Raw genomic sequence first — 23941 nt, forward strand, 5'->3', positions numbered from 1 at the left:
TCAGGGCCTAAACTGGCCAGTCAGACTTGGAGGAATGTCACGATGAATCGAATCGAAACCGACAGCCTGGGCCAGGTTGAAGTCCCGGAACAAGCCTATTGGGGCGCACAGACCCAGCGCTCGCTGATCAACTTCGCCATCGGCAACGAGCGCATGCCCCTGGCCGTGCTGCATGCCCTGGCCCTGATCAAGAAAGCCGCCGCCCGGGTCAATGATCGCAATGGCGATATCCCCGCCGACATCGCCCGGCTGATCGAACAGGCAGCCGACGAAGTGCTGGCCGGCGAGCATGACGATCAGTTCCCCCTGGTGGTGTGGCAGACCGGCAGCGGCACCCAGAGCAACATGAACGTCAACGAGGTCCTGGCCGGGCGGGCCAACGAACTGGCGGGCAATCCCCGGGGCGGCAAGTATCCGGTGCACCCCAACGATCATGTCAACCGCTCGCAAAGCTCCAACGACTGCTTCCCCACCGCCATGCACATCGCGGCGGCCCAGGCCGTGCAGTTCCAACTGCTGCCGGCGATCACCGAGCTGTCCGGCGGCCTGGCCGAACTGTCGGCCCGGCACATGAAGCTGGTGAAGACCGGACGCACTCACATGATGGATGCCACGCCCATTACCTTCGGTCAGGAAATCTCCGCTTTCATCGCTCAACTGGGCTACGCCGAACGGGCCATCCGCAGCGCCTTGCCGGCAGTCTGCGAACTGGCCCAGGGCGGCACCGCGGTGGGCACCGGGCTGAATTCGCCCCACGGCTTCGGTGAAGCCATCGCCGCCGAACTGGCCGCGCTGTCCGGCCTGCCGTTCGTCACCGCCCCCAACAAGTTCGCCGCCCTGGCCGGCCACGAGCCGCTGACCACCCTGTCCGGCGCGCTGAAAACCCTCGCGGTGTGCCTGATGAAAATCGCCAACGACCTGCGCCTGCTGGGCTCTGGCCCGCGGGCGGGGCTGGCCGAAGTCAAGCTGCCGGCCAACGAACCGGGCAGCTCGATCATGCCCGGCAAGGTCAACCCGACCCAGTGCGAAGCCCTGTCGATGCTCGCCTGCCAAGTGATGGGCAACGACGTGGCGATCGGCTTTGCCGCCAGCCAGGGCCATCTGCAGTTGAACGTGTTCAAGCCGGTGATCATCCACAACCTGTTGCAATCGATCCGCTTGCTGGCCGACGGCTGCAGCAACTTCCAGCAGCACTGCATCACCGGGCTGGAACCGGATCCCCAGCAGATGGCCGCGCACCTGGAACGCGGCCTGATGCTGGTGACCGCGCTGAACACCCACATCGGCTACGACAAGGCCGCCGAGATCGCCAAGAAGGCCTATGCCGAAAACCTGACCCTGCGCGAAGCGGCGCTGGAGCTGGGCTACCTGACCGATGAGCAGTTCGATGCCTGGGTCCGCCCGGAAAACATGCTGGAGGCCGGAAAACAGGGTTAGCGCGGCGTCTTGTTCGCTGGCCAGCCAGTCCCTACAGACGGGTTGCTGCAGGAACTGACTCGCCAGCGCAGCTCACCCCGCCGCGATCCGCTGCCGCCGGGCGCGCAACCCCGCCATCAATGACGGCCCCAGGGCCGTCAGCGCCGACCCCAGCACCACCAGCAGCGCCCCGCCATAACCCAGGCCGTTGATCTGTTCGGCCTGCACATGCTCCGGCCAGACCCAGGCCGCCCACGCCACCGCGGCAAAGGTCACCAGGGGCGTGATCGCCAGGGTCGCGCTGACCCGCGACGCCTCCCAATGCGCCAGGGCCTCGGCAAAGGCACCGTAGGCGATCAGGGTATTCAGGCAACAGGCGAGCAACAGCCAGCCTTGCAGGGGGCTCAGCTCCAGGGCTTCCAGCGGGTGTACCCAGGGCGTCAGCAACAAGGCGCAGAACAGGTAGATCACCATCATCACCTGCAAGGAATTCCACACGCTCAGCAGCTGCTTCTGGCCCAGGGCATAGAAGGTCCAGACCGCGGAAGCGGCGAGAATGGTCAGAACGCCGGCGGTGTAGTCACTGAGCGAGGTCAGCAGCTCGGTCAGCCGTTGATTGAAGAACAGCCCGAAGCCAATCAGCAGCACCAGCAACCCCAGTCCCTGCCCCAGGCTGAACCGCTCCTTAAACACAAACACACTGGCGATCAGCAACAGGATCGGTCCCATCTGCACCACCAGTTGCGCGGTGCCCGGGCTCAGCAGGTTCAGGCCCATCAGGTACAGCACGTAGTTGCCCACCAGGCCCAAGACCGAGATCGGTACCAGCCATATCCCTTTCGGGCCGAGCAAGCGCCAGCGTGGCAGGCGCCTGACCGCCGCCAGATAGAGGAACAGGCAGCCGCCGGACACCAGCAGGCGAAACCAGGTCACGGTGACCGGGTCCATCACCAGCAGCACTTGCTTGAGCTTGATGGGCAGGATGCCCCACAACAGCGCGGTCAACAGGGCCAGGAACAGACCGTAGACCCAACGACCGGACGAGACGTGCATGCGAACCCCAAAAAGCCGTGCCAGTGAGGTGCACATTCTAGGCCCGCGCCAACCCTCGACACAGTGACAGTTGGCGACCCAGCGCAAACAGAATTGTGCAGGTCGCAAACCGGCCCCGCAGGAGCCGGCTTGCCGACTCCGCGAAAACTAGCGCACGGCTTCGAACAGCCCCGTGGCGCCCATGCCACCGCCCACGCACATGGTGACAATGCCGTAACGCAGGTTGCGCCGCTGCAATTCACGCACCAGATGCCCGACCTGGCGCGAGCCGGTCATGCCGAACGGGTGGCCGATGGAGATCGAGCCGCCATTGACGTTGTACTTGGCGTTGTCGATCTCCAGGCGGTCGCGGGCATACAGGCACTGCGAGGCAAATGCCTCGTTGAGTTCCCACAGATCGATGTCATCCACCTTCAGGCCCTTGGCCTTGAGCAGCTTGGGCACCGAGAACACCGGGCCGATGCCCATCTCGTCCGGCTCGCAGCCGGCGACGGTAAAGCCACGGAAGAACGCCTTGGGCTTGAGCCCCAGGGCCAGGGCCCGTTCCAGGCTCATCACCAGGGTCATGGAGGCGCCATCGGACAGCTGCGAAGAGTTGCCCGCGGTCACCGAACCGTCCTCGGCAAACACCGGCTTGAGGGCCGCAAGGTTTTCCAGGGTGGTATCCGGGCGGTTGCAGTCGTCACGATCCACTACACCGTCGAGCATCTGTACTTGCCCGGTGTGCTTGTCCTCGACGTGGTACTTGACCGTCATCGGCACGATCTCGTCGCGAAACAGGCCGTCGGCCTGGGCCTGGGCGGTACGCTGCTGGCTTTGCAGGGAATACCGGTCCTGGGCTTCACGGCTGACGTTGTAGCGCCGGGCCACCACCTCGGCAGTCTGGCCCATGGGGAAGTAGATGCCCGGCACCTGCTCCTTGAGCAGCGGGTTGATCAGGTTGTCGGTGTTGACGCTCTTCATGGTCAGGCTGATGGACTCGACACCACCGGCAACGATGATGTCGCTGCAGCCGGAGGCGATCTGGTTGGCGGCGATGGCGATCGCCTGCAGGCCCGAGGAGCAGAAACGGTTGAGGGTCATGCCCGCCGTGCCGGTACCCAGGGCCGAGAGCACCGCGACGTTGCGGCCGATGTTGAAGCCCTGGGCCCCTTCATTGGAACCGGCGCCGACGATGCAGTCCTCGACGCTGGCCGGATCGATGCCATTGCGGGCGAGCAGCGCATTGACGCAGTGCGCGGCCATGTCATCCGGACGGGTCTGGTTGAACTTGCCGCGAAAGGACTTGGCCAGGCCAGTCCGTACGCTGTCGACGATCACCACTTCACGCATGACGCACCTCATTGTTGTTGGCAGCAGGAAGAGCCTCGAGCATAGATGCCCCTCCCTCGCTGCCGCGACAATCATTCACTGGGCGTATGCGCGACCATCGGCCTACTTCTTGTCCTTCCGGTCTTTCTTGTCGTGCTTGTCGGAGCGCTCGAAGGCGGCTTCCAGGGCACGGTTGATGGTGCGCAGAACCTTGACCCGGGCCCAGCGCTTGTCGTTGGCTTCCACCAGGGTCCAGGGCGCCACTTCGGTACTGGTACGGTCGACCATGTCGCCGACGGCAAGGCGGTAATCGCCCCATTTATCGCGGTTGCGCCAATCGTCCTCGGTGATCTTGAAGCGCTTGAAGGGAATCGCCTCCCGCACCTGGAAACGCTCCAGTTGCGTGTCCTTGTCGATGGCCAGCCAGAACTTCACCACGATCACCCGGGCATCGGCCAACTGCTCCTCGAAGTCGTTGATCTCGCTGTAGGCCCGCAGCCAGTCCGCGGGCTGGCAGAAGCCCTCGACCCGCTCCACCAGGACCCGGCCGTACCAGGAACGATCGAAGATGGTGAACTTGCCGCGCGCCGGAATATGCCGCCAGAAACGCCAGAGATAGGGCTGCGCGCGTTCGTCTTCAGTGGGCGCGGCAATCGGCACGATGCTGTATTGGCGCGGGTCCAGGGCCGCGGCGACCCGACGAATGGCGCCGCCCTTGCCCGCCGCGTCATTGCCCTCGAAGACCGCCACCAGGGCGTGCTTGCGCATGCGCTTGTCCCGCAGCAGACCGGCCAGGCGCGCCTGCTCGGTAATCAACTGCTCCTCGTAGTCGTCCTTGTCCAGGTGCTGGGTCATGTCCAGGCTGTCCAGCAGACTCAGCTCATCCACCGCTGTCGGCAACGGCGCGGCGTTGACCTGGGCCGGTCTCAGCGGCTGGCGGTTCAAGGCATTCTGCAGGCCCTCCAGAAGGATCCGGCCCACGGTAAGGCTGCGGTAATGCGGATCGACACCCTCGATCACATGCCAGGGCGCATAGTCGCGACTGGTACGCCGCAGGACCCGTTCGCCGTACTTGACGAACTTGTCGTAGGTTTCTGACTGCTGCCAGTCCAGCGGGCTGATGCGCCAGCTGTGCAGCGGATCATCCTGCAAGGACTTGAGGCGGTCCTTCATCTGTTTCTTGGACAGGTGAAACCAGAACTTGAAGATCAGCGCGCCTTCATCGCAGAGCATCTTTTCCAGGCGTTCGGCGCCATTGATCGCCTGGTCCAGGCGCGGGTCCTTGATCTGGCCATGCACCCGGCCCTGGAGCATCTGGCTGTACCAGTTGCCGAAGAACACCCCCATGCGGCCCTTGGCCGGAAGCATCCGCCAGTAGCGCCAGGCCGGCGGTCGCGACAGTTCTTCATCGGTCTGCTGGTCGAAGGTGCGCACTTCGATCAGCCGCGGGTCCATCCATTCGTTGAGCAGCTTGACCGTCTCGCCCTTGCCCGCGCCCTCGACGCCATTGATCAACACAATCACCGGAAACCTGGCCTTCTGGCGCAGCTCGAACTGCGCCTCGAGCAAGGCTTCGCGCAAGGCCGGCACTTCGGCATCGTAGGTTTCTTTGTCGATGGCGTGACCGATTTCAGCGGATTCGAACATGGGTGGCTCCTTCCAAGAATTGTCCAAGACTAGCGGATCGGCCTCGGCCAAGGAAAACAAATCCCCGACCCCGCTCAGCCTTGCCGTGGATCAGGCACGGCGCCGGCGATCGGCTAGAATGGCCGCCTTGCGCCAGACGAGCCGAACATGACACCTGAACTGCCCCACGCCCAGCTCGACTGGGACGACCAAGGACGCCCGCGCTCGCGGGTCTTCGATGACGTGTACTTCTCCAGCGACTCGGGCCTGGAGGAAACCCGCCATGTGTTCATCGAACAGAACCGCCTGCGGGAACGCTTTGCCGCCTTGAATGCCGATGCGCGTTTCGTCATCGGTGAAACCGGCTTCGGCACCGGGCTGAACTTTCTCTGCGCCTGGCAGTTGTTCCGGCAGCAGGCGCCGGCCACTGCACGGCTGCATTTCGTCAGCGTGGAAAAGTACCCCCTGAGTCCGGCCGATCTGCAACGGGCCCTGGCCCTGTGGCCGGAACTGACGGAACTGAGCCAGCAGCTGCTCAAGCACTACGTCGCCGTGCACGGCGGTTTCCAGCGCATCGTGCTGGACGACGGCCGGGTCACCCTGACCCTGCTGATCGGCGACGCCTTGGAGCAGTTGCCGCACCTGGACGCACAGATCGACGCCTGGTTTCTCGACGGCTTCGCCCCGGCGAAGAACCCCGACATGTGGACCCCGGAACTGTTCGCCGAACTGGCGCGCCTGGCGGCACCGGGGTCCACCCTCAGCACCTTTACCAGCACCGGCTGGGTACGCCGCCTGTTGAACGCGGCGGGTTTCAAGATGAAGCGCACCCCGGGCATCGGTCGCAAGTGGGAAGTGCTGCGCGGCGAATTCCTGGGCTGGCCCGAGGACAGTCCATCGCCGGCACAGGCCAAGCCGTGGTTCGCCCGCCCGCCAGCCCAGGCCAAAACCGCCCTGGTGATCGGCGGCGGCCTGGCCGGCTGCGCCAGTGCGGCCAGCCTTGCCGCCCGCGGCTGGCAGGTGCAATTGCTCGAACGCCACGAACAACTGGCCCAGGAAGCCTCGGGCAATCCGCAAGGGGTGCTCTACCTCAAGCTCTCCGCCCACGGCACTGCGCTATCGCAAATGATCCTCAGCGGTTTCGGCTACACCCGGCGCCAGCTGGAACACCTGCAACGTGGCCTGGACTGGGACGGCTGCGGGGTACTGCAACTGGCCTTCAATCCCAAGGAAGCCGAGCGCCAGGCGCAGTTGGCCGCGGCCTTCCCCGCCGACCTGCTGCGGCGGCTGGGCCAGCCAGAGGCCCAGGCCCTGGCCGGCATCGGCCTGGAACACGGCGGCCTGTTCTACCCCGAAGGCGGCTGGGTGCATCCGCCAGCGCTGTGTCAGTGGCAGGCCGATCATCCGCAGATCCAGGTCCTGGCGCACCGGGAGGTGCTGGAGTTACGCCGGGTCGATCAGCAATGGCAAGCCTGGGACGGCGAACGGATGCTGGCCAGTGCGGCGGTGGTGATCCTTGCCGGTGCCGCCGAAATCAGGCGCTTCCCGGCCAGTGCCGAATTGCCCCTCAAGCGCATTCGCGGGCAGATCACCCGCCTGCCGCAGACCGCGCAAAGCCAGAGCCTGGCCACCGTGGTCTGCGCCGAGGGTTACGTCGCTCCGCCGCGCCTTGGGGAGCACACCCTGGGCGCCAGCTTCGACTTCAAGAGCCAGGACCTGACCCCGACCAGCGCCGAGCATGCCGGCAACCTGGACATGCTGCGGGAAATCTCCAGTGATCTGCTGCAACGCCTGAACGCCGAGCAACTGCCCCTGGACCGCCTGCAAGGTCGTGCGGCCTTCCGTTGCACCAGCCCGGACTACCTGCCCATCGTCGGCCCCCTGGCGGACCCGGCAGCGTTCGCCGACACCTACGCCGCCCTGGGCAAGGACGCGCGCCAGGTGCCGGACCTGCCCTGCCCCTGGCTCGACGGCCTGTACATCAACAGCGGCCACGGTTCTCGCGGCCTGATCACTGCGCCACTGTCCGGCGAACTGCTGGCCGCCTGGCTGGAAAACGAGCCGCTGCCACTGCCCAGGAGCGTGGCCGAAGCCTGCCATCCCAATCGCTTTGCCCTGCGCCGCCTGATTCGCGGCAAGGCCTGAGACAGAGCGCCAACCCCGGGTGTTGAAGAGCGCCGCCGGCCCTTGGCCGAACGCAAAACCGCTCTTCACGCCTCAGCACCACCGGTCGGCTTATAACCGATCGATCTAAAACTCCCGAGTTATGCACAGGTCAGTTTCCAGGTAGCCGCCCTTTTGGCGACTGCGGATCGACTCTCCCCAACGGAAAAACCGGTAAGGACTTATGTGCGGATTAGCTGGCGAATTACGCTTTGATCATCAACCTGCCGACCTGGCAGCGGTTGAACGAATCACTCATCACCTGGCCCCCCGTGGCCCCGACGCCTGGGGCTTTCACAGCCAGGGCCCGATCGCCCTCGGCCATCGACGACTGAAAATCATGGACCTGTCGGACGGCTCGGCGCAGCCCATGATCGACAACCAACTGGGCCTGTCCCTGGCCTTCAACGGCGCGATCTACAACTTCCCCGAATTGCGCGCCGAACTGGAAGCCCGGGGCTATGCCTTCCACTCCGGCGGTGACACCGAAGTGCTGCTCAAGGGCTATCACGCCTGGGGCGCCGACCTGCTGCCCAAGCTCAACGGCATGTTCGCCTTCGCCATCTGGGAGCGCGACGCCCAGCGCCTGTTCATCGCCCGCGACCGCCTCGGGGTCAAGCCTCTGTACCTGTCGCGCACCGGCCAGCGCCTGCGCTTCGCCTCGGCCCTGCCGGCCTTGCTCAAGGGCGGCGACATCAACCCGATTCTCGATCCGGTGGCGCTCAATCACTACCTGAACTTCCACGCCGTGGTGCCGGCGCCCCGCACCTTGCTGGCGGGCATCGAGAAACTGCCACCGGCCACCTGGATGCGCATCGAAGCCGACGGCCGCACCGAACAGCAGACCTGGTGGTCCCTGCCCTACGGCCCCCGTGCCGACGAAACCCAGCTGACCCTGGAAGACTGGACTGACCGGGTGCTCGAGAGCACCCGCGAGGCGGTGGCCATCCGTCAGCGGGCGGCGGTGGATGTCGGCGTGCTGCTGTCCGGCGGTGTCGATTCCAGCCTGCTGGTGGGCCTGCTGCGGGACGTCGGGGTGGACGACCTGTCGACCTTCTCCATCGGCTTCGAGGATGCCGGCGGCGAACGCGGCGACGAGTTCCAGTACTCGGACCTGATTGCCCGCCACTACGGCACCCGGCATCACCAGTTGCGCATCGACGAGGGCGAGATCATCGACCAGTTGCCGGCGGCGTTCCGCGCCATGAGCGAACCGATGGTCAGCCACGATTGCATCGCCTTCTATTTGTTGTCCCGAGAAGTGGCCAAGCACTGCAAGGTGGTGCAAAGCGGCCAGGGCGCCGACGAACTGTTCGCCGGCTACCACTGGTACCCGCAGGTAGACGGCGCCAGCGACCCGTACGCTGCCTACCGCGCGGCCTTCTTCGATCGCAGCTACGACGACTACGCGGCCACCGTGCAGCCGCAATGGCTGACGGCACACGACGCCGCCGGCGACTTCGTCCGCGAGCATTTCGCCCAACCAGGCGCCGACGCGCCTGTGGACAAGGCCCTGCGCCTGGACAGCACGGTGATGCTGGTGGATGACCCGGTCAAACGTGTGGATAACATGACCATGGCCTGGGGCCTGGAGGCGCGCACGCCCTTCCTCGACTACCGCCTGGTGGAGCTGTCGGCCCGGGTGCCGGCACGCTTCAAGCTGCCGGACGGTGGCAAGCAGGTGCTCAAGGAAGCGGCGCGGCGGGTGATCCCCAGCGCGGTCATCGACCGCAAGAAAGGCTACTTCCCGGTGCCGGGCCTCAAGCATTTGCAGGGCGACACCCTGAACTGGGTGCGTGAACTGCTGCTGGACCCGAGCCAGGATCGCGGCCTGTTCAACCCGGCCATGCTCGATCGCCTGCTGACCGATCCCCAGGGCCAACTGACGCCCCTGCGCGGCTCCAAGCTGTGGCAACTGGCGGCCTTGAACCTGTGGCTCAGCGAACAAGGAATCTGACCGATGAAAGCCAATGCCACGGCTTACAGCCAACGCCTGCTGCGCGGCCAGGCGCCCTCCTATGAACGTCTGCAAGCGCGCTTTGCCGAAGACGGCAGCGAACCCGGCAACGCCCCCATTGCCCTGCACTGCGGCTGGGGCCGACTGCTGATCGGCCACACCTTTCCCGATCCCGGCAGCCTCGCCGCGGAACTGCTCAACGAGCAGCCCGGTGAACGCGACATTGCTCTGTATGTAGCCGCGCCGCAGCAGGTGCTGGGCCTGGAACCGACGCAGCTGTTCCTCGACCCTTCCGACACCCTGCGCCTGTGGTTCAGCGACTACCGCCAGGCCACCCGGGTGTTTCGCGGCTTCCGCATCCGTCGCGCGCAAAGCGAGTCCGACTGGCAGGCCATCAACCGCCTGTACCAGGCACGGGGCATGCTGCCCATCGACCCGCAACGGCTGACCCCGCGCCATCAGGGCGGTCCGGTGTACTGGCTGGCCGAAGACCAGGACAGCGGCGCGGTGATCGGCAGCGTCATGGGCCTTGATCATCACAAGGCCTTCCAGGACCCGGAGCACGGCAGCAGCCTCTGGTGCCTGGCGGTGGACCCCGATTGCAGCCGCCCGGGCGTGGGCGAAGTGCTGGTGCGGCATCTGATCGAACACTTCATGAGCCGCGGCCTGAGCTATCTGGACCTGTCGGTGCTGCACGACAACCGCCAGGCCAAGAGCCTCTACGCCAAGCTGGGCTTTCGCACCCTGTCGACCTTTGCCATCAAGCGCAAGAACGGCATCAACCAGCCGCTGTTCCTCGGCCCCGGGCCCCAGGCGGACTTCAACCCCTATGCACGGATCATCGTCGAGGAGGCCCATCGCCGTGGCATCGATGTCCAGGTGGATGACGCCGACGCCGGGCTGTTCACCCTCAGCCACGGCGGTCGCCGGGTGCGCTGCCGGGAATCCCTGAGCGACCTGACCAGTGCCATCAGCATGAGCCTGTGCCAGGACAAGAGCCTGACCCACAAGGTGCTCAAAGAGGCCGGCCTGAAGCTGCCCGCCCAGCAACGGGCGGGCAGCGCCGACGACAACCTGGAGTTTCTCGACGAGCACCAGCGAGTGGTGGTCAAGCCGTTGGACGGAGAACAGGGCCAGGGCGTGGCCGTGGACCTGCGCACGATCGAAGAGGTGCAGCAGGCCGTCGACCACGCCCGCCGCTTTGACAACCGAGTGTTACTGGAAAGCTTCCACGAAGGCCTGGACCTGCGCATCCTGGTGATCGGCTTTGAAGTGGTGGCCGCGGCCATTCGCCGTCCCGCCGAGATCATCGGCGACGGCCAGCACTCCATTGGCGCGTTGATCGAGGCCCGCAGCCGCCGACGCCAGGCAGCCACCGGCGGCGAAAGCAAGATCCCCCTGGACCAGGAAACCCAGCGCACCCTGCATGCCGCCGGTTACGACTACAACAGCGTGCTGCCGGCCGGGGAGCGGCTGTTCGTCCGACGCACCGCCAACCTGCACACCGGCGGCACCCTGGAAGACGTCACCAGCCTCCTCCATCCGGCCCTGGCCGACGCCGCCATCCGCGCGGCCCGGGCCCTGGACATTCCGGTGGTCGGCCTGGATCTGCTGGTGCCCGCGGCGGACCAGCCGGACCATGTGTTCATCGAGGCCAACGAGCGCGCCGGGCTGGCCAACCACGACCCGCAACCCACTGCCGAGCGTTTTATCGACCTGCTGTTTCCCCACAGCCAACCTGCGCCTTGATCCTTCGCCGGCAAGCCGGCTCCTACCCTCATTCGTAGGAGCTGGCTTGCCAGCGAAAGCCCTCTTCAGGCCTCTCACTGCCTCATCGAAACCATCGATGGCCTTTTTCATCCGGAGTTTCCATGACCCGTCAGATCCCCCAGCCCGATCTCGCTTACCTGCAGAAAGTCCTTCTGGAAATGCTCGCCATTCCCAGCCCCACCGGCTTTACCGACACCATCGTGCGTTACGTTGCCGAACGCCTGGAAGAACTGGGCATTCCCTTCGAGCTGACCCGGCGCGGCACCATCCGCGCCACCCTCAAGGGCCAGAAGAACAGCCCGGACCGGGCGGTGTCCGCGCACCTGGACACCATCGGTGCCAGCGTTCGCGCGGTGAAAGACAACGGCCGCCTGACCCTGGCCCCGGTGGGTTGCTGGTCCAGCCGCTTTGCCGAGGGCAGCCGGGTCAGCCTGTTCACCGACAACGGCGTATTGCGCGGCAGCGTGCTGCCGTTGATGGCCTCCGGCCACGCCTTCAACACGGCGGTGGATGAGCTGCCCATCAGTTGGGACCATATCGAACTGCGCCTGGACGCCTACTGCACCACCCGCGCCGATTGCGAATCCTTAGGTATAGGCGTGGGCGACTTTGTCGCCTTCGACCCGCTGCCGGAGTTCACCGAAAGCGGCCACATCAGCGCCCGGCACCTGGATGACAAGGCCGGCGTCGCCGCCCTGCTGGCGGCGCTCAAGGCCATCGTCGACAGCGGTGAGTCGCTGATGATCGATTGCCACCCGCTGTTCACCATCACCGAGGAAACCGGCAGCGGCGCGGCGGCGGCCCTGCCCTGGGACGTCAGTGAATTCGTCGGCATCGACATCGCCCCGGTCGCCCCGGGCCAGCACTCCAGCGAACACGCGGTGAGCGTGGCCATGCAGGACTCCGGCGGCCCTTACGACTATCACCTGTCCCGGCACCTGCTGCGTCTGGCCGCCGAGCACGAACTGCCGGTGCGCCGCGACCTGTTCCGTTACTACTTCAGCGACGCCCACTCGGCCGTGACCGCCGGCCATGACATTCGCACGGCGCTGCTGGCCTTCGGTTGCGACGCCACCCACGGCTACGAACGCACCCACATCGACAGCCTGGCGGCGCTCAGCCGCTTGCTCAGCGCCTACATTCTCAGCCCGCCGGTGTTTGCCAGCGATGCACAACCGGCCCAGGGTTCCCTGGACCGCTTCAGTCATCAGCTGGAACACGACACCCAGATGGAAAGCGACACTCGGGTGCCCTCGGTAGACAGCCTGGTGGGCAACAGGTCCTGAACCGCGACCCGGGGTTTGTGCGCGCTACAACTGGCGGCACGGCCCCGGGCGCAGTAGCATCCGGGATTGTTTTTCGGAGGCCCCCATGCTGATTCCCCACGACCAACTTGAAGTCGACACCCTGACCCGTCTGATCGAAGACTTCGTCACCCGCGAGGGCACCGACAACGGCGATGAGACGCCTCTGGAAACCCGTGTGCTGCGGGTTCGTCAGGCCCTGAGCAAGGGCCAGGCAGTGATCGTTTTCGATCCGGACAGCGAACAGTGCCAGTTGATGCTCAAGCACGACGTGCCCAAGGAGCTGTTCGACTGATGCCTGGACCGGCCCAAACCTTTGGGCCGGGATGCTCAACCGTTGGAAAAGCGCGGGCCGAACAGAATCACACTGGCCCCGATCACACACAGTGCCAGCCCCAACCAGTCCGAGCCCAGGGGCCGCACCCGCTCCACCACCGCCAGCCAGCCAATGGACGCAACGATGTAGATGCCACCGTAGGCGGCATAGGCGCGTCCGGCGTAACTGGCTTCGACTTTGGTCAGCAACAGGGCGAACAGGGTCAGGCTGATCAGGGCGGGAATCACCCACAAGGCGCTCTTGCCCTGGCGCAGCCACATCCAGAAGGCATAGCAGCCGGCGATTTCAAACAGCGCGGCGAGGAAGAACCACAGGTAATTGAGCATGCAAGGTCTCGTCAGGATTGCCAGGTGCCGGCAACCCTAACGAGGCCAAGGGGGTGGAGCAAGCTCAGTGGGCCCCTTGTTTGGCCTTGGCGCGCATCTTGTCGGCCATCAGGGTCATTTCGTCGTACAGCGCCTGAGGGTTTTTCTGCTTCAGGGCCCAGGCCATGCGCCCCTGCTCGTGGGGGAGGATCATGAACTGGCCGGCGTTGACCTGGGTGTGGATGTAATCGGCAATCTGGGCGGCGGTAATCGGCGAGCTTTCCAGCAATTTGCCCACCTGGGCCTTCATGGCCGGGGTCGGACCACGGAAGGAATCCAGCAGGTTGGTCTGGAAGAACGACGGGCAGACCACGTGCACGCCGATTTCCTGCTGCGCCAGCTCGACCAGCAGGCTCTCGGACAGCGCCACCACTCCGGCCTTGGCCACGTTGTAGTTGCTCATGGCCGGGCCCTGCATCAAGGCGGCCATGGAGGCGATATTGATGATCTTGCCCTTGCTCTGTTCCAGCAGCGGCAGAAAGGCCTTGCAGCCCTTGACCACGCCCATCAGGTTGATCGCGATCTGCCAGTCCCAATCCTCCAGGGACAGCTCGCCGAAGAACCCGCCCGAAGCCACGCCAGCATTGTTGACGATGATGTCGATGCCGCCGAACTTCACTTCGCAAGCCTGGGCAAACGCCGTCAACTGGCTGTAGTCACGCACATCGCAACGCTGCACGAAACCGTCGCCACCGGCGGCGCGTACCTGCTTCAGGGTTTCCTGCAGGCCCGCTTCGCTGACATCGGACAAGGCCAGCCGCCAGCCATCGCGGGCCCAGCGCAAAGCGATTTCGCGACCCAGGCCGGAGCCCGCGCCAGTGATCATCATGCGATTGTGCATAAGAGTTGCCTTGTGGTTCCGGGGAAGATGGGCCGCAGTGTAGCGAAGGCCCCTGCGCCACCCACGCACCATCAGGCTGCTGAATGCCCCGGGCAAACCGCTGGCCGGGTGCACGCTGCCGCGCGATCGATGACAGACGCAAAGGAAATAACCCGGGCAGCGCAATGCATTAAAAAATTTGGAATTATCTCGATAGGCGCAGAGTCGGATTTATTAAGCGCTTGGCTTTATTCATAAAGCCAAGTTGTCCTTGAACAACTGCGTTGTTCAACTCTATTCAATTCAAGGAAACCACCATGGGCACCATTCTGATCGTCATTCTGATTTTGCTGCTGATTGGCGGCCTGCCTGTATTCCCTCACTCCAGAAGTTGGGGTTATGGCCCTTCGGGAATCATCGGCGTCGTGCTGGTGGTGCTCTTGGTGTTATTGCTGCTGGGCAGGATTTGAATCAGCCAGACCGCTTTAGCGTGAACTGACTACTGAAACAGCCAGCGTCCTGACGACAGGACGCTGGGCAGGGTTCACAGACGAGTGAAGAACCCCCGTTCATTCATACATGAACGTCACCGTGGCGTTGGCCAGGACATCGCCTGCCGTTACTTCCGGACCGTACTGAATGTAAAAGGCAGTCAGCGGGATACTGAGTCTTTCGTCATCGACAGTAGTTTGCGAAGTCTTGAACTCAGTGCGGGTGCCAAACATTTGCTGGGTCTGGCTGCTGGCATCACCTTGAACCAGGATCAGGCCCACGCCCTTGGCCATGCCTTTCCCCACGCTGTTTTTTAAAATATGCAGGTCGGTATTGAGCCCGGTGATGTAATAGGCAACCTTGACGCCTTTGTCACACTTAAGATCGATCGCAAACGACTTGGGGCCGATCGGAGTGGCATCCGGCTTGAACTTGCCCAGTGGAACAGTGGGCATGGTGACCGTTTGCACCGGACGGGCGACAGTACAACCCCTGCTCTGAGCGGTGTAGGACACGTTATTGAACGAAATCTTATTGCTCAATTGGTTGTGATAATAAATCTCGATCTTGTGATCGATGAACTTTCCCGAGCTGATGGTGCCGGTCTTCACCAGTTCGAACTTGAACTTATGCGGCGGTGAATAGGTGGTGGGGTTCAACCGACGCTCGAACCTGGGCCATTCCATGTAAACACCGCCCTCGTTGTACCAGTAGATCCGCATGCCAATCCCCGGCACTCCCGTCTCATAGACATGCTCAAAGGCGGTCTTGGTGGCGCCCCCGACAAAGCCGTAGTCAAACCAGAGCCCGTTGCCACTACAGGTCATGGTGGTGTTGCCCTGATCTATCTCCTTGACCAGGATAGTGCTGCCCACCGGAATATCGCGCGGAGGCTTGAGCATGGCGAAATCGGCACTGGTGAAGTGCGTCGCCAATGGCTCTCCGATGCATTTATTGGCCCAAGCGTGACCGCCATGAATGGTGGCAAGCAGTAACCAAGCCATTAAGGACCATCGATTGTTGAGCAGGACTTTGATACTCATCCCTTACCTACCTGTTTAAGATTGCGCCGCCCTTATGGCAGGGCAACTCCAATTGCTGGTAATACTCGTCATTCGAGGAGGGGGCGCTGGGCATACGATAAGAGGCCAGGCAACTCTGCCCTGCCCCCCACTGAATCAACAACTGGCCCTGACCTTCCAACCCCCGAACAAAGGCTCGGCCGCCCTGTCCGACCTGCGTCAACACCTCCCCATTGACACCGAGAACTTGCGCGCCCAAGGGAATCATCTGGCCATCATCGCGTACCAGTTTGAGCAGCACGGCCGTCCCCACCACGGTCGGATAACGCAACATGACCACCGCCCCCGCACGCGGAGCTGTCTGTTGCGAGGTCATCTCCAACTCGACATCCCGGGAAGTGCCCTTAGGGTCCAGGGCCATATCGTTGCGTCGATAAGGCGTAAGTCCGGTCACGACTGCATAACCGTTATCAGCGATCCGCGTGTTGGCGTTACTCAGGACCTGGGCGCCCTTGGCCCCGGCGGCTTCGAGCACGGCCATGGTTTCGCCCTGCCCCGAAGTGGCGTTGATGCCGCCCGGGTGGGCGACCAGGGTGCCTTGCATGGCGAAGCTGGCTTGCTGATAGTTCTGGCCACGGCTGGCGCTTAGGTTGTAGTTGGCATGGGCCGCGTCATAACGCAGGTTGCCGCCATAGTTGCTGTTGCTTTGCCCCGCATAATGATCACGTGAACCGTAGAGGCTGTAACCGACCTGGGCGTTTTCGCCGAGACTGCCACTCAAGGAGCTATTGACGCCGTGATTGCCGCTGCCGTCGTAGTTGATGGACGAGCTAAGGTAGGGTGAATAGCGGCTGCGTCCCAGAGGCAAACTGATACTGAGCAGGTATTGATTGTCCATGCTGCCCCCTCCGCTGCGGGTGCGGGCGGCGCTGAAACTGAAACTTCCCCAGCTGTAACTGTTGGAGTACCCCACCTGATAGCTCAGATCCCGCCCCTGATCGCGACGCCAGTAATCCTGCGCCAGAGCGGAAAAGTTCAGCTGCCCCATGCGCTCGCCTATCGGCTGACTCAGGCTCAACTGCAGCCGACTGCGTTGCTTGAACGACCGGTCTTGCGACGGGCTGTCCCGCAGGCGAGCGTACTCGTCGAAGTTCAGATAACCCTCACTGGAGAACCGATAGGCCGCCACGCTGAAGTTGGTGGCAGTGGTTTCAATCAGCTTGTTGTACGACAAGCGCAGGCTGCGACCACTGAGTTGCGTGGGGCCGTCAGCCTCTGAATCGTTCAAGCCCGAGGCCTGGGAATGGGTCAGATCCAGCGCCACCGCTCCCACGGAAGTGCTCAAGGCCACGCCGCCCTGCCAGGCCCGATAATCCTGAGCCAGGATACTGCCGCCATAACCGGTCCACAGATTGGACAAGCCGTACTGATAGGTTCCCTGGACAAAACCGGGCAGCGTATCCAGGCTGTCATCGCGGTAGCGTCCGGCACTCAGGCTGAAGCGCGAACTGCCGGGCCGCAGTAACTGGGCCATCGAGGCATAGGGAACCACAAAACTTTTGGTCCGCCCATCGGCTTCGGTGATGGTGACATTGAGGTCACCGGCGTAGCCCGCGCTGTTCAGGTCATCGATGGCAAACGGCCCCGGGGGCACCGTAGTTTCATGCAACAGGTTCTGGCCCTGACGCACGCTGACCTTGGCGGTGGTATCGGCGACGCCACGCACCACGGGCGCAAACCCACGCATCGAATCAGGCAACATGCGCTCATCGCTGCGCAGTTGTACGCCGGTAAAGGAAAAGCTGTCGAACAGATTGCCGGGGGTATAGAACTCCCCCAAGGTCAGCTGGGCCTGGGCTGCGGTGATATCGCGCTGCACATAGCTGCTCAAGGCGTTGTACTGGCTGCGACCGCCGGAACCTGACTGATCGTCATAACTGTAGGAGCCATTGTGTCGCAGGCGCCATTGGCCCAGGTTGAGCCCCGTATTGAGGCCGCTATAAAACTGGCGACTGCGCTGTCCGTTGCTACGGTTCTCGGACAGGTTGTTGCTGTAGCCGAGAAAGCCTGCATTGACCCCCGCATCCCACTCTTTGGACGACACATAACCGCGCTGGGTCCGGCTCAGGTACAACTGAGGAATGGACAGATCAGCGCGCAAGTCGGCCATGTCCACTTCCAAGCGCCCCTGAGGCACCATTTCGTCGGGCCCCAGGCACTCGGCGGCGCGGGCCCGGTTGGCCTGGTCCTCGGGCAGCCGGGTGAAATCAACGCCCAGTTGCTCCAGCAAAGCGGGGGGTAGGCAGGGCTCGACCCTTGAACCATCGGCCACGGTCCTCAGTAGGATCTCTTGAGTCCCAACCCGGTTTTGATTGAGATACACATCAAGGCGATAAGTCCCGGGCGTCAGCGGATTACCTTGCTCATACCTGGACAGGTCCAGCGTTTCTCCACGACTGTTGCCAAAGAACGCCGGATTGAAACGAATCGGCTCGTCAGCCGCGCTGACATCAATAACCATCCACGATCCGATCAGCGTCATGCTGCCCAGAATAAAACCATCACGCACAACCAAACACTTTCTAGAGTAAGCAAGTACGCAACTCACAAGTAACAGCAACTTTTTTGACAAAGCACTCATCTAACCTGCCCGAACAGTCAGTACGATGGGTCAATGACGAAAATACCGAGGCAAATGCCTCGGCACGAACATTAAGCAGGGGATAAAACCAAGAGCTTTTTCTGGAGTATTTTATTGTTGCAGCTTGGCCTCAACGCGCACATTGACTCCAAAATCGTTGATCCATTCGTACATCACACCCACCCCGACCTCGGAGGCCTTGGGTGTTTGTTCAAAAACAAAATCAGCAGATGATTTTGGAGCAACCATATGACTTTCTACTGTTACAGCCCGACCATCTTTGAGCTTTAACTCAACCGACTTGAAAGACACATGAAAGGCTCCATCATTGTGCACCTGCAAGACAGTATCCTTGCCAGACTTGGATAAATTCCAGCGCAGTTTTTCCGCACTTTCAGTGGAACTTCCCGGAAGATCCGCAGGGCGGAAAAACAACTTCAGACGCGTACGAAACGCCAGTTGCATGTGATTGCCGACCTGCGCACTCGCCAGTGGGGGTACATCCAGCACATTGAGCCAGAACACCGACTCACGATCCTTGGGCAAATGAGTTGACGGTACAAAGGCAATCCGCAGCGACTGCCCCTTGTCGGGATCGATCCGCACCATGGGCGGCGTCACCATGAAAGGTGTATCCACCTCATCCGGCTTGGCATCGACGCGGCCATCGTCGATCCAGGTCTGTACCAGCGCCGCTTGTTGCCCCTGATTGCTCAGCCTGAGAGAAACCTCGCGCTCCTTGGCTGGATAGACAATTCGCGTGGCATCAACCACCACGCTGGCCTGGACGGATAGAGAACACAGCAAAATAGCGATACAAGTGATCAGACGTGAAATGAAACAACAAAACATGGACTCTATCGCTCACAGGATTAAGCCTCGAAGCTCAGGCTTCAAGGCTTTGATTTCACTCGTAAACAAGATCAAAGGTCAGTTCGGCTTTAACGTCCCCTGCAGTCACTGGGTCTTCACCTGCCAAGTACCGAGCAGCGAATGCAAATCGCGCCTCACTTTCATTTGCAACCACGGGCGCAAACGGCTCTTGAGCAAATGAGGCCAGTAGATGAATAGGATTACTTCCATGATCAAGCAGTTGGATCTGAGCCGTGGAACCACCTGGAGCACTGTTTATAAGAGCGCCTGTTTTAGCGTCCACTTTAGGAAACTCAAAACTAAACTTTCCTTTTAACTTAGTAGCATCACACCCCGACACATGAATAGTAAAAGGACTCGCACCTGCAAAATCACCCGAGCTTTTCAGAGCACTTGTACTCACAGGATTAAGTTTAATTTCAGAAAGCCCGTCTACCTTACATGTCGTGGGTACAACCTTACCCTCAAATGTAAGCAGCACATCATATGCAAAAGCACTGTTTGCCGCGAAGAATAGAGCCGATACAACACCCGCCGCCAAACGAAACTTTTTCATTTAATTCTCCATTTACCCATCATCGTGGCGTACTGCCGACCACACCATTCAACAATCAATGCTGCGTGCCAGATCTGGAGCTTTGTGCGTATCCGTCCGGGCCGAAGCGGATGCGATCATTACAGTCTGTTGTATTGGCTAACATCAGATGAATCCTAAAATCCAAGAAATTTCCCATTTAAAAGCGAGAAATCGACTAATCACCGAGAAACTTTTCCCAAGAAGAACGGGAAATACCTCAAGACAAATCAATGGCCTCATCTGTCGACAGGCAAAAAAAAACACCCCATCAGGGGTGTTTTCTTTCTCAGCAAGGTCTTGCCAACGCTCTACAAGCGCCGACAAGTCCAAGGGTCAATCCGGCTTGCCGTTGACCACGCCGGCGGTGTTGTCGATCAGGCTCTTGGTCGCCGTCTGCAGGAAGGATTCCAGCTTCTGCTTGAGCTGCGCCTCATCGGCGGCTCCGGAAATCAGCTCGCCTCCGGGTGCTGCACCCAGTTCGTACTTGTACAGCCTGGGCGGCATTTCCTTGGGCAGGACCAGCACCCGATCCGCCGTCAGCAGCGCCACGGTCTGATCGCTACCCGACGGCTTGATCACGCCAAAGCCCTTGTCGCCTTCGGGCAGGTTGAGCAGGTCACGCCCCCAGCACTGGTGCAACACATCACCACCGAGGCGGCCCATGATGGTCGGCACGATATCGATCTGCGTGCCCACGGTGTGGTCGCGCTGGCCGAACTTCTCCTGGATACCGGGTGCGATCATCAGCATCGGCACGTTGAAACGGCCCAGGTCCATTTCCGTGATCTGTTGCTCATTGCCAAAACCGTGGTCGCCGACCACGACAAACAGCGTTTCCTTGAAGTACGGCTCCTTGCGCGCCTTCTCGAAGAACTGGCCCAGCGCCCAGTCGGAGTAGCGCATGGCGGTCAGGTGCTCGTTGAGGCTGCCACGGTCGGTGACTTTCTCCACGGGCAATGGTGTCGGCAACGCATAGGGGGTGTGGTTGGACAGGGTTTGCAACAGGGCGTAGAACGGCCCCTTGCCATCACGGGCCTTCAACTCTTCCAGGCCCCGGTTGAACATGTCCTGGTCGGACACACCCCAGGTCGGGTCGGAGAACACCGGATTGACGAAGTCATTGCGGCCGACGAAGTTGGTCATGCCCTGGTTGCCAAAGAACCCCGACTGGTTGTCCCAGGCGAAATCACCGTTATAGACATACACATCGTCGTACTTGCGGGCGCTGAGCAGCTGCGGCAAGCCAGACAGCTTGTGGCTGCCTTCCGGGGTCTGCATCAGGTACTCGAAGCCCGGCAGGTTGGGGAAGCAAGCCATGGTGGCGAACATGCCCTGGTGGGTATGAGTGCCGTTGGAGAAGAAGCGATCGAACAGCAGGCCTTCCTTCGACAGCTTGTCGAAATAAGGGGTGATCTGACCCGGACGCTCCAGAGCACCGACCGAGTGCCCGGCGAAGCTTTCCATCAGGATCACCACGACGTTCTTGATCGGCAGGGTCTTGTCCGCATCCGGGCTGTAGTTACGGCGCACGGCGGCGATGTCCGCATCCACCAGCTTGTCGTTCGGCACCAGCAGCATGTCGCGTACGGTCTGCTGAGCCAATGGCTGAGGCAGGGTCGCCTTCCAGATATTGTTGCGGTCTTCGGACAGGCGATCCTTGGCGGCCGCCATCAACTGCAGAGTGCCGTTGAGGCCCAGCTGGTTGGCGAAGTTCGACTCGGTGGTGTAGACGTCGCCCCAACGCATGGGCGGGCCCTGCCGCAGCGTGCCACGGGCGGCGACCACACAGATCAGCAGGCAGACCACGAACACCGCGATGCGCGCATACCAGGGCGCAATCTGCCGCGTACCGACATTGCCTCCGCTGAACGGGCCACGGGGCCGAGTGGCGCGGTCAGCGCCCTTGAATGCCAGGCTGAGAATCCAGGTCCCCACAGCCCAGGCCAGCAGGTAGCGAACCACCGGGAAACCGTACCAGAGCATGCTCATCACGGTTTTCGGATCTTCTTTCACGTACTGAAAGACCAGGCCGTTGAGGCGCTGGTGGAATTCACGGTAGAAGTCCATCTCCATCAGGCCGAGGAACAGCGCGATGCTGGAGGTCACCGTCAGCCAGAAGCGCAACAGTCCGCGCGCCGCCATGGCCCGGGCACTGGTCAGCGCCAGGATCAGCGGAACGCTGAGATAGACCACCAGCCGCAGGTCAAAACGCAGCCCATTGGCGAACGCCTCAAGAAAGGTCGAAGCCGGGGTGTCGAGAATCATCTCGCGGTTGTAGATCAGCAGCGCAACGCGCAACAAAGAGAGCATCACCATCACGACCAGCGCACACAGCAGCGTGTAGGCCAGATGGGATTTAACGGTCGGTTGAAGCAGGCGATTCGAGGATCGCTGCTGACTCAGGGCATCCGAGTTTGCCATGTCGTTTTAGGACCCATTGGAAGTTTAAGTTGCAAAGAAAAAGCGGCGTTCTGCCCTCTTTTTGTCGCCAGGGCGACGGGGATTACGCGGTGCGCAGATGTTGCACGATCACTGAAGGCATTGCCATTGATTAGTGGGCACTACCGACCAGCCCACCTCCTACGGCTCTGGAACAACAGATGGCGGGGATTTACACCAGGGGAAAAACGCCGGCGAATTGTCTTTGAGGCTTTGTGAAAATTTCGTTCAACGCATGTTTAGTCACACAAAAAGGGCCTGACGGCCCTTTTCTTCATCTTGCAACCTTCACGGGTCAGAGCCGCACATTGCCTCGCGGCCCGGCAATGGCCCAGATGATCAACCCCAAAACCGGCAGGAAGATGATCAACAGCACCCACAGGATCTTCATCCCGGTTTCGGCGCCACTTTTCAGCACGTTGATGATGGCCCAGATATCCAGGGCCAGAATGATCAGGCCAATCAGGCCATTGAAGGTGGAACCCATGGTGTCGCTCCCAAATGATGGTGTGCCTCCTTAGGATAGCCGCCCACCTTCGGGGTTCCCCTGTATTGCACGGAGACCCGCTCAGACGTGCACGGCAATCTTCAGCGCTTCCAGGGCCGGCGCCGCGGCGATCCCGACCTCGGCACACAGCTCAAGCACTCGCGGCAGGTCATGGCCGTAGACCAGCACCATCTGCAGCTCGTCATCGAGCAACTGGCTGAAATTCATCAGCACATAGCCGCCGTTTTCCGGGTTCATGCTGCCCATCTGGATCTGGATGCGGTTCAAGGCCGTCAGGGCTTCGATCTTCGCCAGCTGCTTGGGCTTGATGTTGAAAGGCACGTCCTTGCCGAAGGAAGCGACGATCTGTGCAAACAGATCGACATAAGTGTCGGCCTGAAACAGCACGGTATCGGGCAAGCTGCCGACCACCACCCACTCGCCCAGGGGAATGGGGAAGCTGTCGTCATAGTTGATGTCCGGGTTGGCCGCCAGGAACGCCTGGGGATCGGCGTAGGCCTGGGCCGCTTCGTCGGCGATCTGCTGGATCTCGGCGTCGCCCATGCACCCGGAGCTGATTTTGCTGATGAGTTCGATAAGGGCGGTTTTCATGGGCACATCCTGCAGGCAAGGAAATTCGAGGGCGCGAAGGATAGCCTAAAGTGCGCGGCCAGACCTACGCCTGTGAGGCGCACCCGGCGCCCTCGCCCCTCGGGCCTAGACGGCTCAGGCCAGGAGTTTTTCCAGCTGTGCGGCGGTGTCCACCGCGCCCATGGTCCTGGCGGCTTCCAGGGCACTGACACCATTGCTGTCACGCGCCTTGGGATCGGCGCCCTGGCTGATCAGGTAGGTGACGATTTCGCAGCGGTTGAACATCGCCGCCATCATCAGCGCGGTACGCCCGTCAAAGGACGAACCTTCCACTTGCGCGCCGCCCTCCACCAAGGCCTTGACCATCGCCAGGTCGCCCTTGAAGGCAGCGCCGGCTATCGGGCTCTGGCCATTGTCGTTGCGAATCTCGGGATCGGCGTTGTGCTTGAGCAGCACCTGCACGGCGTCGACATGCCCGTGATAGGCGGCCAGCATCAGCAAGGTGTCGCCCTTGTGGTTGCGCAGGTTGACCGGCAGGCCACTGGCCGCCAGCTTGTCGAGCATCTGTGCGTCACCCTGACGGGCCACGTTGAATACCTGTTCGACAAACTGGGCGGCCTCTTCTTCAGTCATCTGGCGGCTTTTGTCGGTCATCGGAAACTCCAGGTTCGGCAAATCGGAAAGGCGCTAGTGTCCC

20 protein-coding genes are annotated in these 23941 nt (G+C 62.0%); 7 read left to right on the forward strand and 13 right to left on the reverse strand.

Features of this window, described 5'->3' with window-relative positions; all coding sequences use genetic code 11:
• Nucleotides 1-42 precede the first annotated feature (42 nt).
• Complete coding sequence (locus POS17_RS21680; protein ID WP_060840463.1) at nucleotides 43-1437, forward strand: class II fumarate hydratase; 1395 nt, start codon at nucleotides 43-45, stop codon at nucleotides 1435-1437.
• Between the two features lie 72 nt (nucleotides 1438-1509).
• On the opposite strand, the gene POS17_RS21685 is transcribed toward POS17_RS21680, so the two are convergent.
• The 3 genes from POS17_RS21685 to pap form a co-directional block, all read right to left on the reverse strand.
• Nucleotides 1510-2469: a DMT family transporter gene (locus tag POS17_RS21685; protein WP_060840464.1), complete on the reverse strand. Its 960-nt coding sequence runs from the start codon at nucleotides 2467-2469 to the stop codon at nucleotides 1510-1512.
• A 147-nt stretch (nucleotides 2470-2616) separates the two neighbouring features.
• On the reverse strand, nucleotides 2617-3801 hold the full coding sequence (locus POS17_RS21690; RefSeq protein WP_060840465.1) for a thiolase family protein: 1185 nt from the start codon (nucleotides 3799-3801) through the stop codon (nucleotides 2617-2619).
• Between the two features lie 102 nt (nucleotides 3802-3903).
• On the reverse strand, nucleotides 3904-5427 hold the full coding sequence (pap, locus tag POS17_RS21695; protein ID WP_060840466.1) for a polyphosphate:AMP phosphotransferase: 1524 nt from the start codon (nucleotides 5425-5427) through the stop codon (nucleotides 3904-3906).
• 147 nt (nucleotides 5428-5574) lie between these two features.
• On the opposite strand from pap, the gene mnmC reads away from it, so the two are divergent.
• The 5 genes from mnmC (at nucleotide 5575) to POS17_RS21720 (ending at nucleotide 12895) form a co-directional block, all read left to right on the forward strand.
• Nucleotides 5575-7551: a bifunctional tRNA (5-methylaminomethyl-2-thiouridine)(34)-methyltransferase MnmD/FAD-dependent 5-carboxymethylaminomethyl-2-thiouridine(34) oxidoreductase MnmC gene (mnmC, locus tag POS17_RS21700; protein ID WP_060840467.1), complete on the forward strand. Its 1977-nt coding sequence runs from the start codon at nucleotides 5575-5577 to the stop codon at nucleotides 7549-7551.
• Nucleotides 7552-7753: 202 nt separating this feature from the next.
• Entirely contained in the window at nucleotides 7754-9526 is a 1773-nt protein-coding gene (locus POS17_RS21705) for an N-acetylglutaminylglutamine amidotransferase (protein ID WP_060840468.1), read from the forward strand.
• A 3-nt stretch (nucleotides 9527-9529) separates the two neighbouring features.
• Entirely contained in the window at nucleotides 9530-11275 is a 1746-nt protein-coding gene (ngg, locus tag POS17_RS21710) for an N-acetylglutaminylglutamine synthetase (protein ID WP_060840469.1), read from the forward strand.
• Between the two features lie 122 nt (nucleotides 11276-11397).
• A complete protein-coding gene (locus POS17_RS21715) occupies nucleotides 11398-12582 on the forward strand; it encodes an osmoprotectant NAGGN system M42 family peptidase (RefSeq protein WP_060840470.1) in 1185 nt (394 codons plus the stop codon).
• Nucleotides 12583-12667: 85 nt separating this feature from the next.
• Nucleotides 12668-12895, forward strand: coding sequence for a YheU family protein (locus POS17_RS21720; protein WP_025127101.1), 228 nt, complete (start codon nucleotides 12668-12670; stop codon nucleotides 12893-12895).
• A 35-nt stretch (nucleotides 12896-12930) separates the two neighbouring features.
• On the opposite strand, the gene POS17_RS21725 is transcribed toward POS17_RS21720, so the two are convergent.
• Nucleotides 12931-13263, reverse strand: a complete 333-nt coding sequence (locus POS17_RS21725) for a YnfA family protein (RefSeq protein ID WP_060840471.1) — start codon at nucleotides 13261-13263, stop codon at nucleotides 12931-12933.
• Nucleotides 13264-13327: 64 nt separating this feature from the next.
• Nucleotides 13328-14143, reverse strand: a complete 816-nt coding sequence (locus tag POS17_RS21730; RefSeq protein WP_060840472.1) for an SDR family oxidoreductase — start codon at nucleotides 14141-14143, stop codon at nucleotides 13328-13330.
• A gap of 296 nt (nucleotides 14144-14439) precedes the next feature.
• On the opposite strand from POS17_RS21730, the gene POS17_RS21735 reads away from it, so the two are divergent.
• Entirely contained in the window at nucleotides 14440-14592 is a 153-nt protein-coding gene (locus POS17_RS21735) for a DUF3309 family protein (RefSeq protein ID WP_007945780.1), read from the forward strand.
• A 99-nt stretch (nucleotides 14593-14691) separates the two neighbouring features.
• Here the strand turns inward: POS17_RS21735 and POS17_RS21740 are convergent, their stop codons facing one another.
• The 8 genes from POS17_RS21740 to POS17_RS21770 form a co-directional block, all read right to left on the reverse strand.
• Nucleotides 14692-15657 carry a fimbrial protein gene (locus POS17_RS21740; RefSeq protein WP_082729921.1) on the reverse strand — a complete coding sequence of 322 codons (966 nt, stop codon included), beginning with the start codon at nucleotides 15655-15657 and terminating at the stop codon, nucleotides 14692-14694.
• 7 nt (nucleotides 15658-15664) lie between these two features.
• A complete protein-coding gene (locus POS17_RS21745; RefSeq protein ID WP_082729922.1) occupies nucleotides 15665-18277 on the reverse strand; it encodes a fimbria/pilus outer membrane usher protein in 2613 nt (870 codons plus the stop codon).
• Between the two features lie 111 nt (nucleotides 18278-18388).
• Nucleotides 18389-19129 carry a fimbria/pilus periplasmic chaperone gene (locus POS17_RS21750; RefSeq protein ID WP_060840475.1) on the reverse strand — a complete coding sequence of 247 codons (741 nt, stop codon included), beginning with the start codon at nucleotides 19127-19129 and terminating at the stop codon, nucleotides 18389-18391.
• A gap of 55 nt (nucleotides 19130-19184) precedes the next feature.
• Nucleotides 19185-19706, reverse strand: a complete 522-nt coding sequence (locus POS17_RS31225; RefSeq protein WP_082729923.1) for a fimbrial protein — start codon at nucleotides 19704-19706, stop codon at nucleotides 19185-19187.
• Between the two features lie 354 nt (nucleotides 19707-20060).
• The gene (locus tag POS17_RS21755; RefSeq protein ID WP_060840476.1) at nucleotides 20061-22148 is read right to left on the reverse strand and encodes an LTA synthase family protein; all 2088 of its coding nucleotides are present in this window, start codon (nucleotides 22146-22148) and stop codon (nucleotides 20061-20063) included.
• A gap of 313 nt (nucleotides 22149-22461) precedes the next feature.
• On the reverse strand, nucleotides 22462-22653 hold the full coding sequence (locus tag POS17_RS21760; protein WP_060840477.1) for a PLDc N-terminal domain-containing protein: 192 nt from the start codon (nucleotides 22651-22653) through the stop codon (nucleotides 22462-22464).
• A gap of 81 nt (nucleotides 22654-22734) precedes the next feature.
• A complete protein-coding gene (locus tag POS17_RS21765) occupies nucleotides 22735-23265 on the reverse strand; it encodes a hypothetical protein (RefSeq protein ID WP_060840478.1) in 531 nt (176 codons plus the stop codon).
• Nucleotides 23266-23379: 114 nt separating this feature from the next.
• On the reverse strand, nucleotides 23380-23898 hold the full coding sequence (locus tag POS17_RS21770) for an ankyrin repeat domain-containing protein (protein WP_060840479.1): 519 nt from the start codon (nucleotides 23896-23898) through the stop codon (nucleotides 23380-23382).
• Between the last annotated feature and the right edge of the window lie 43 nt (nucleotides 23899-23941).

The sequence above is a fragment of the Pseudomonas sp. Os17 genome, from assembly GCF_001547895.1.
Lineage (GTDB): Bacteria > Pseudomonadota > Gammaproteobacteria > Pseudomonadales > Pseudomonadaceae > Aquipseudomonas.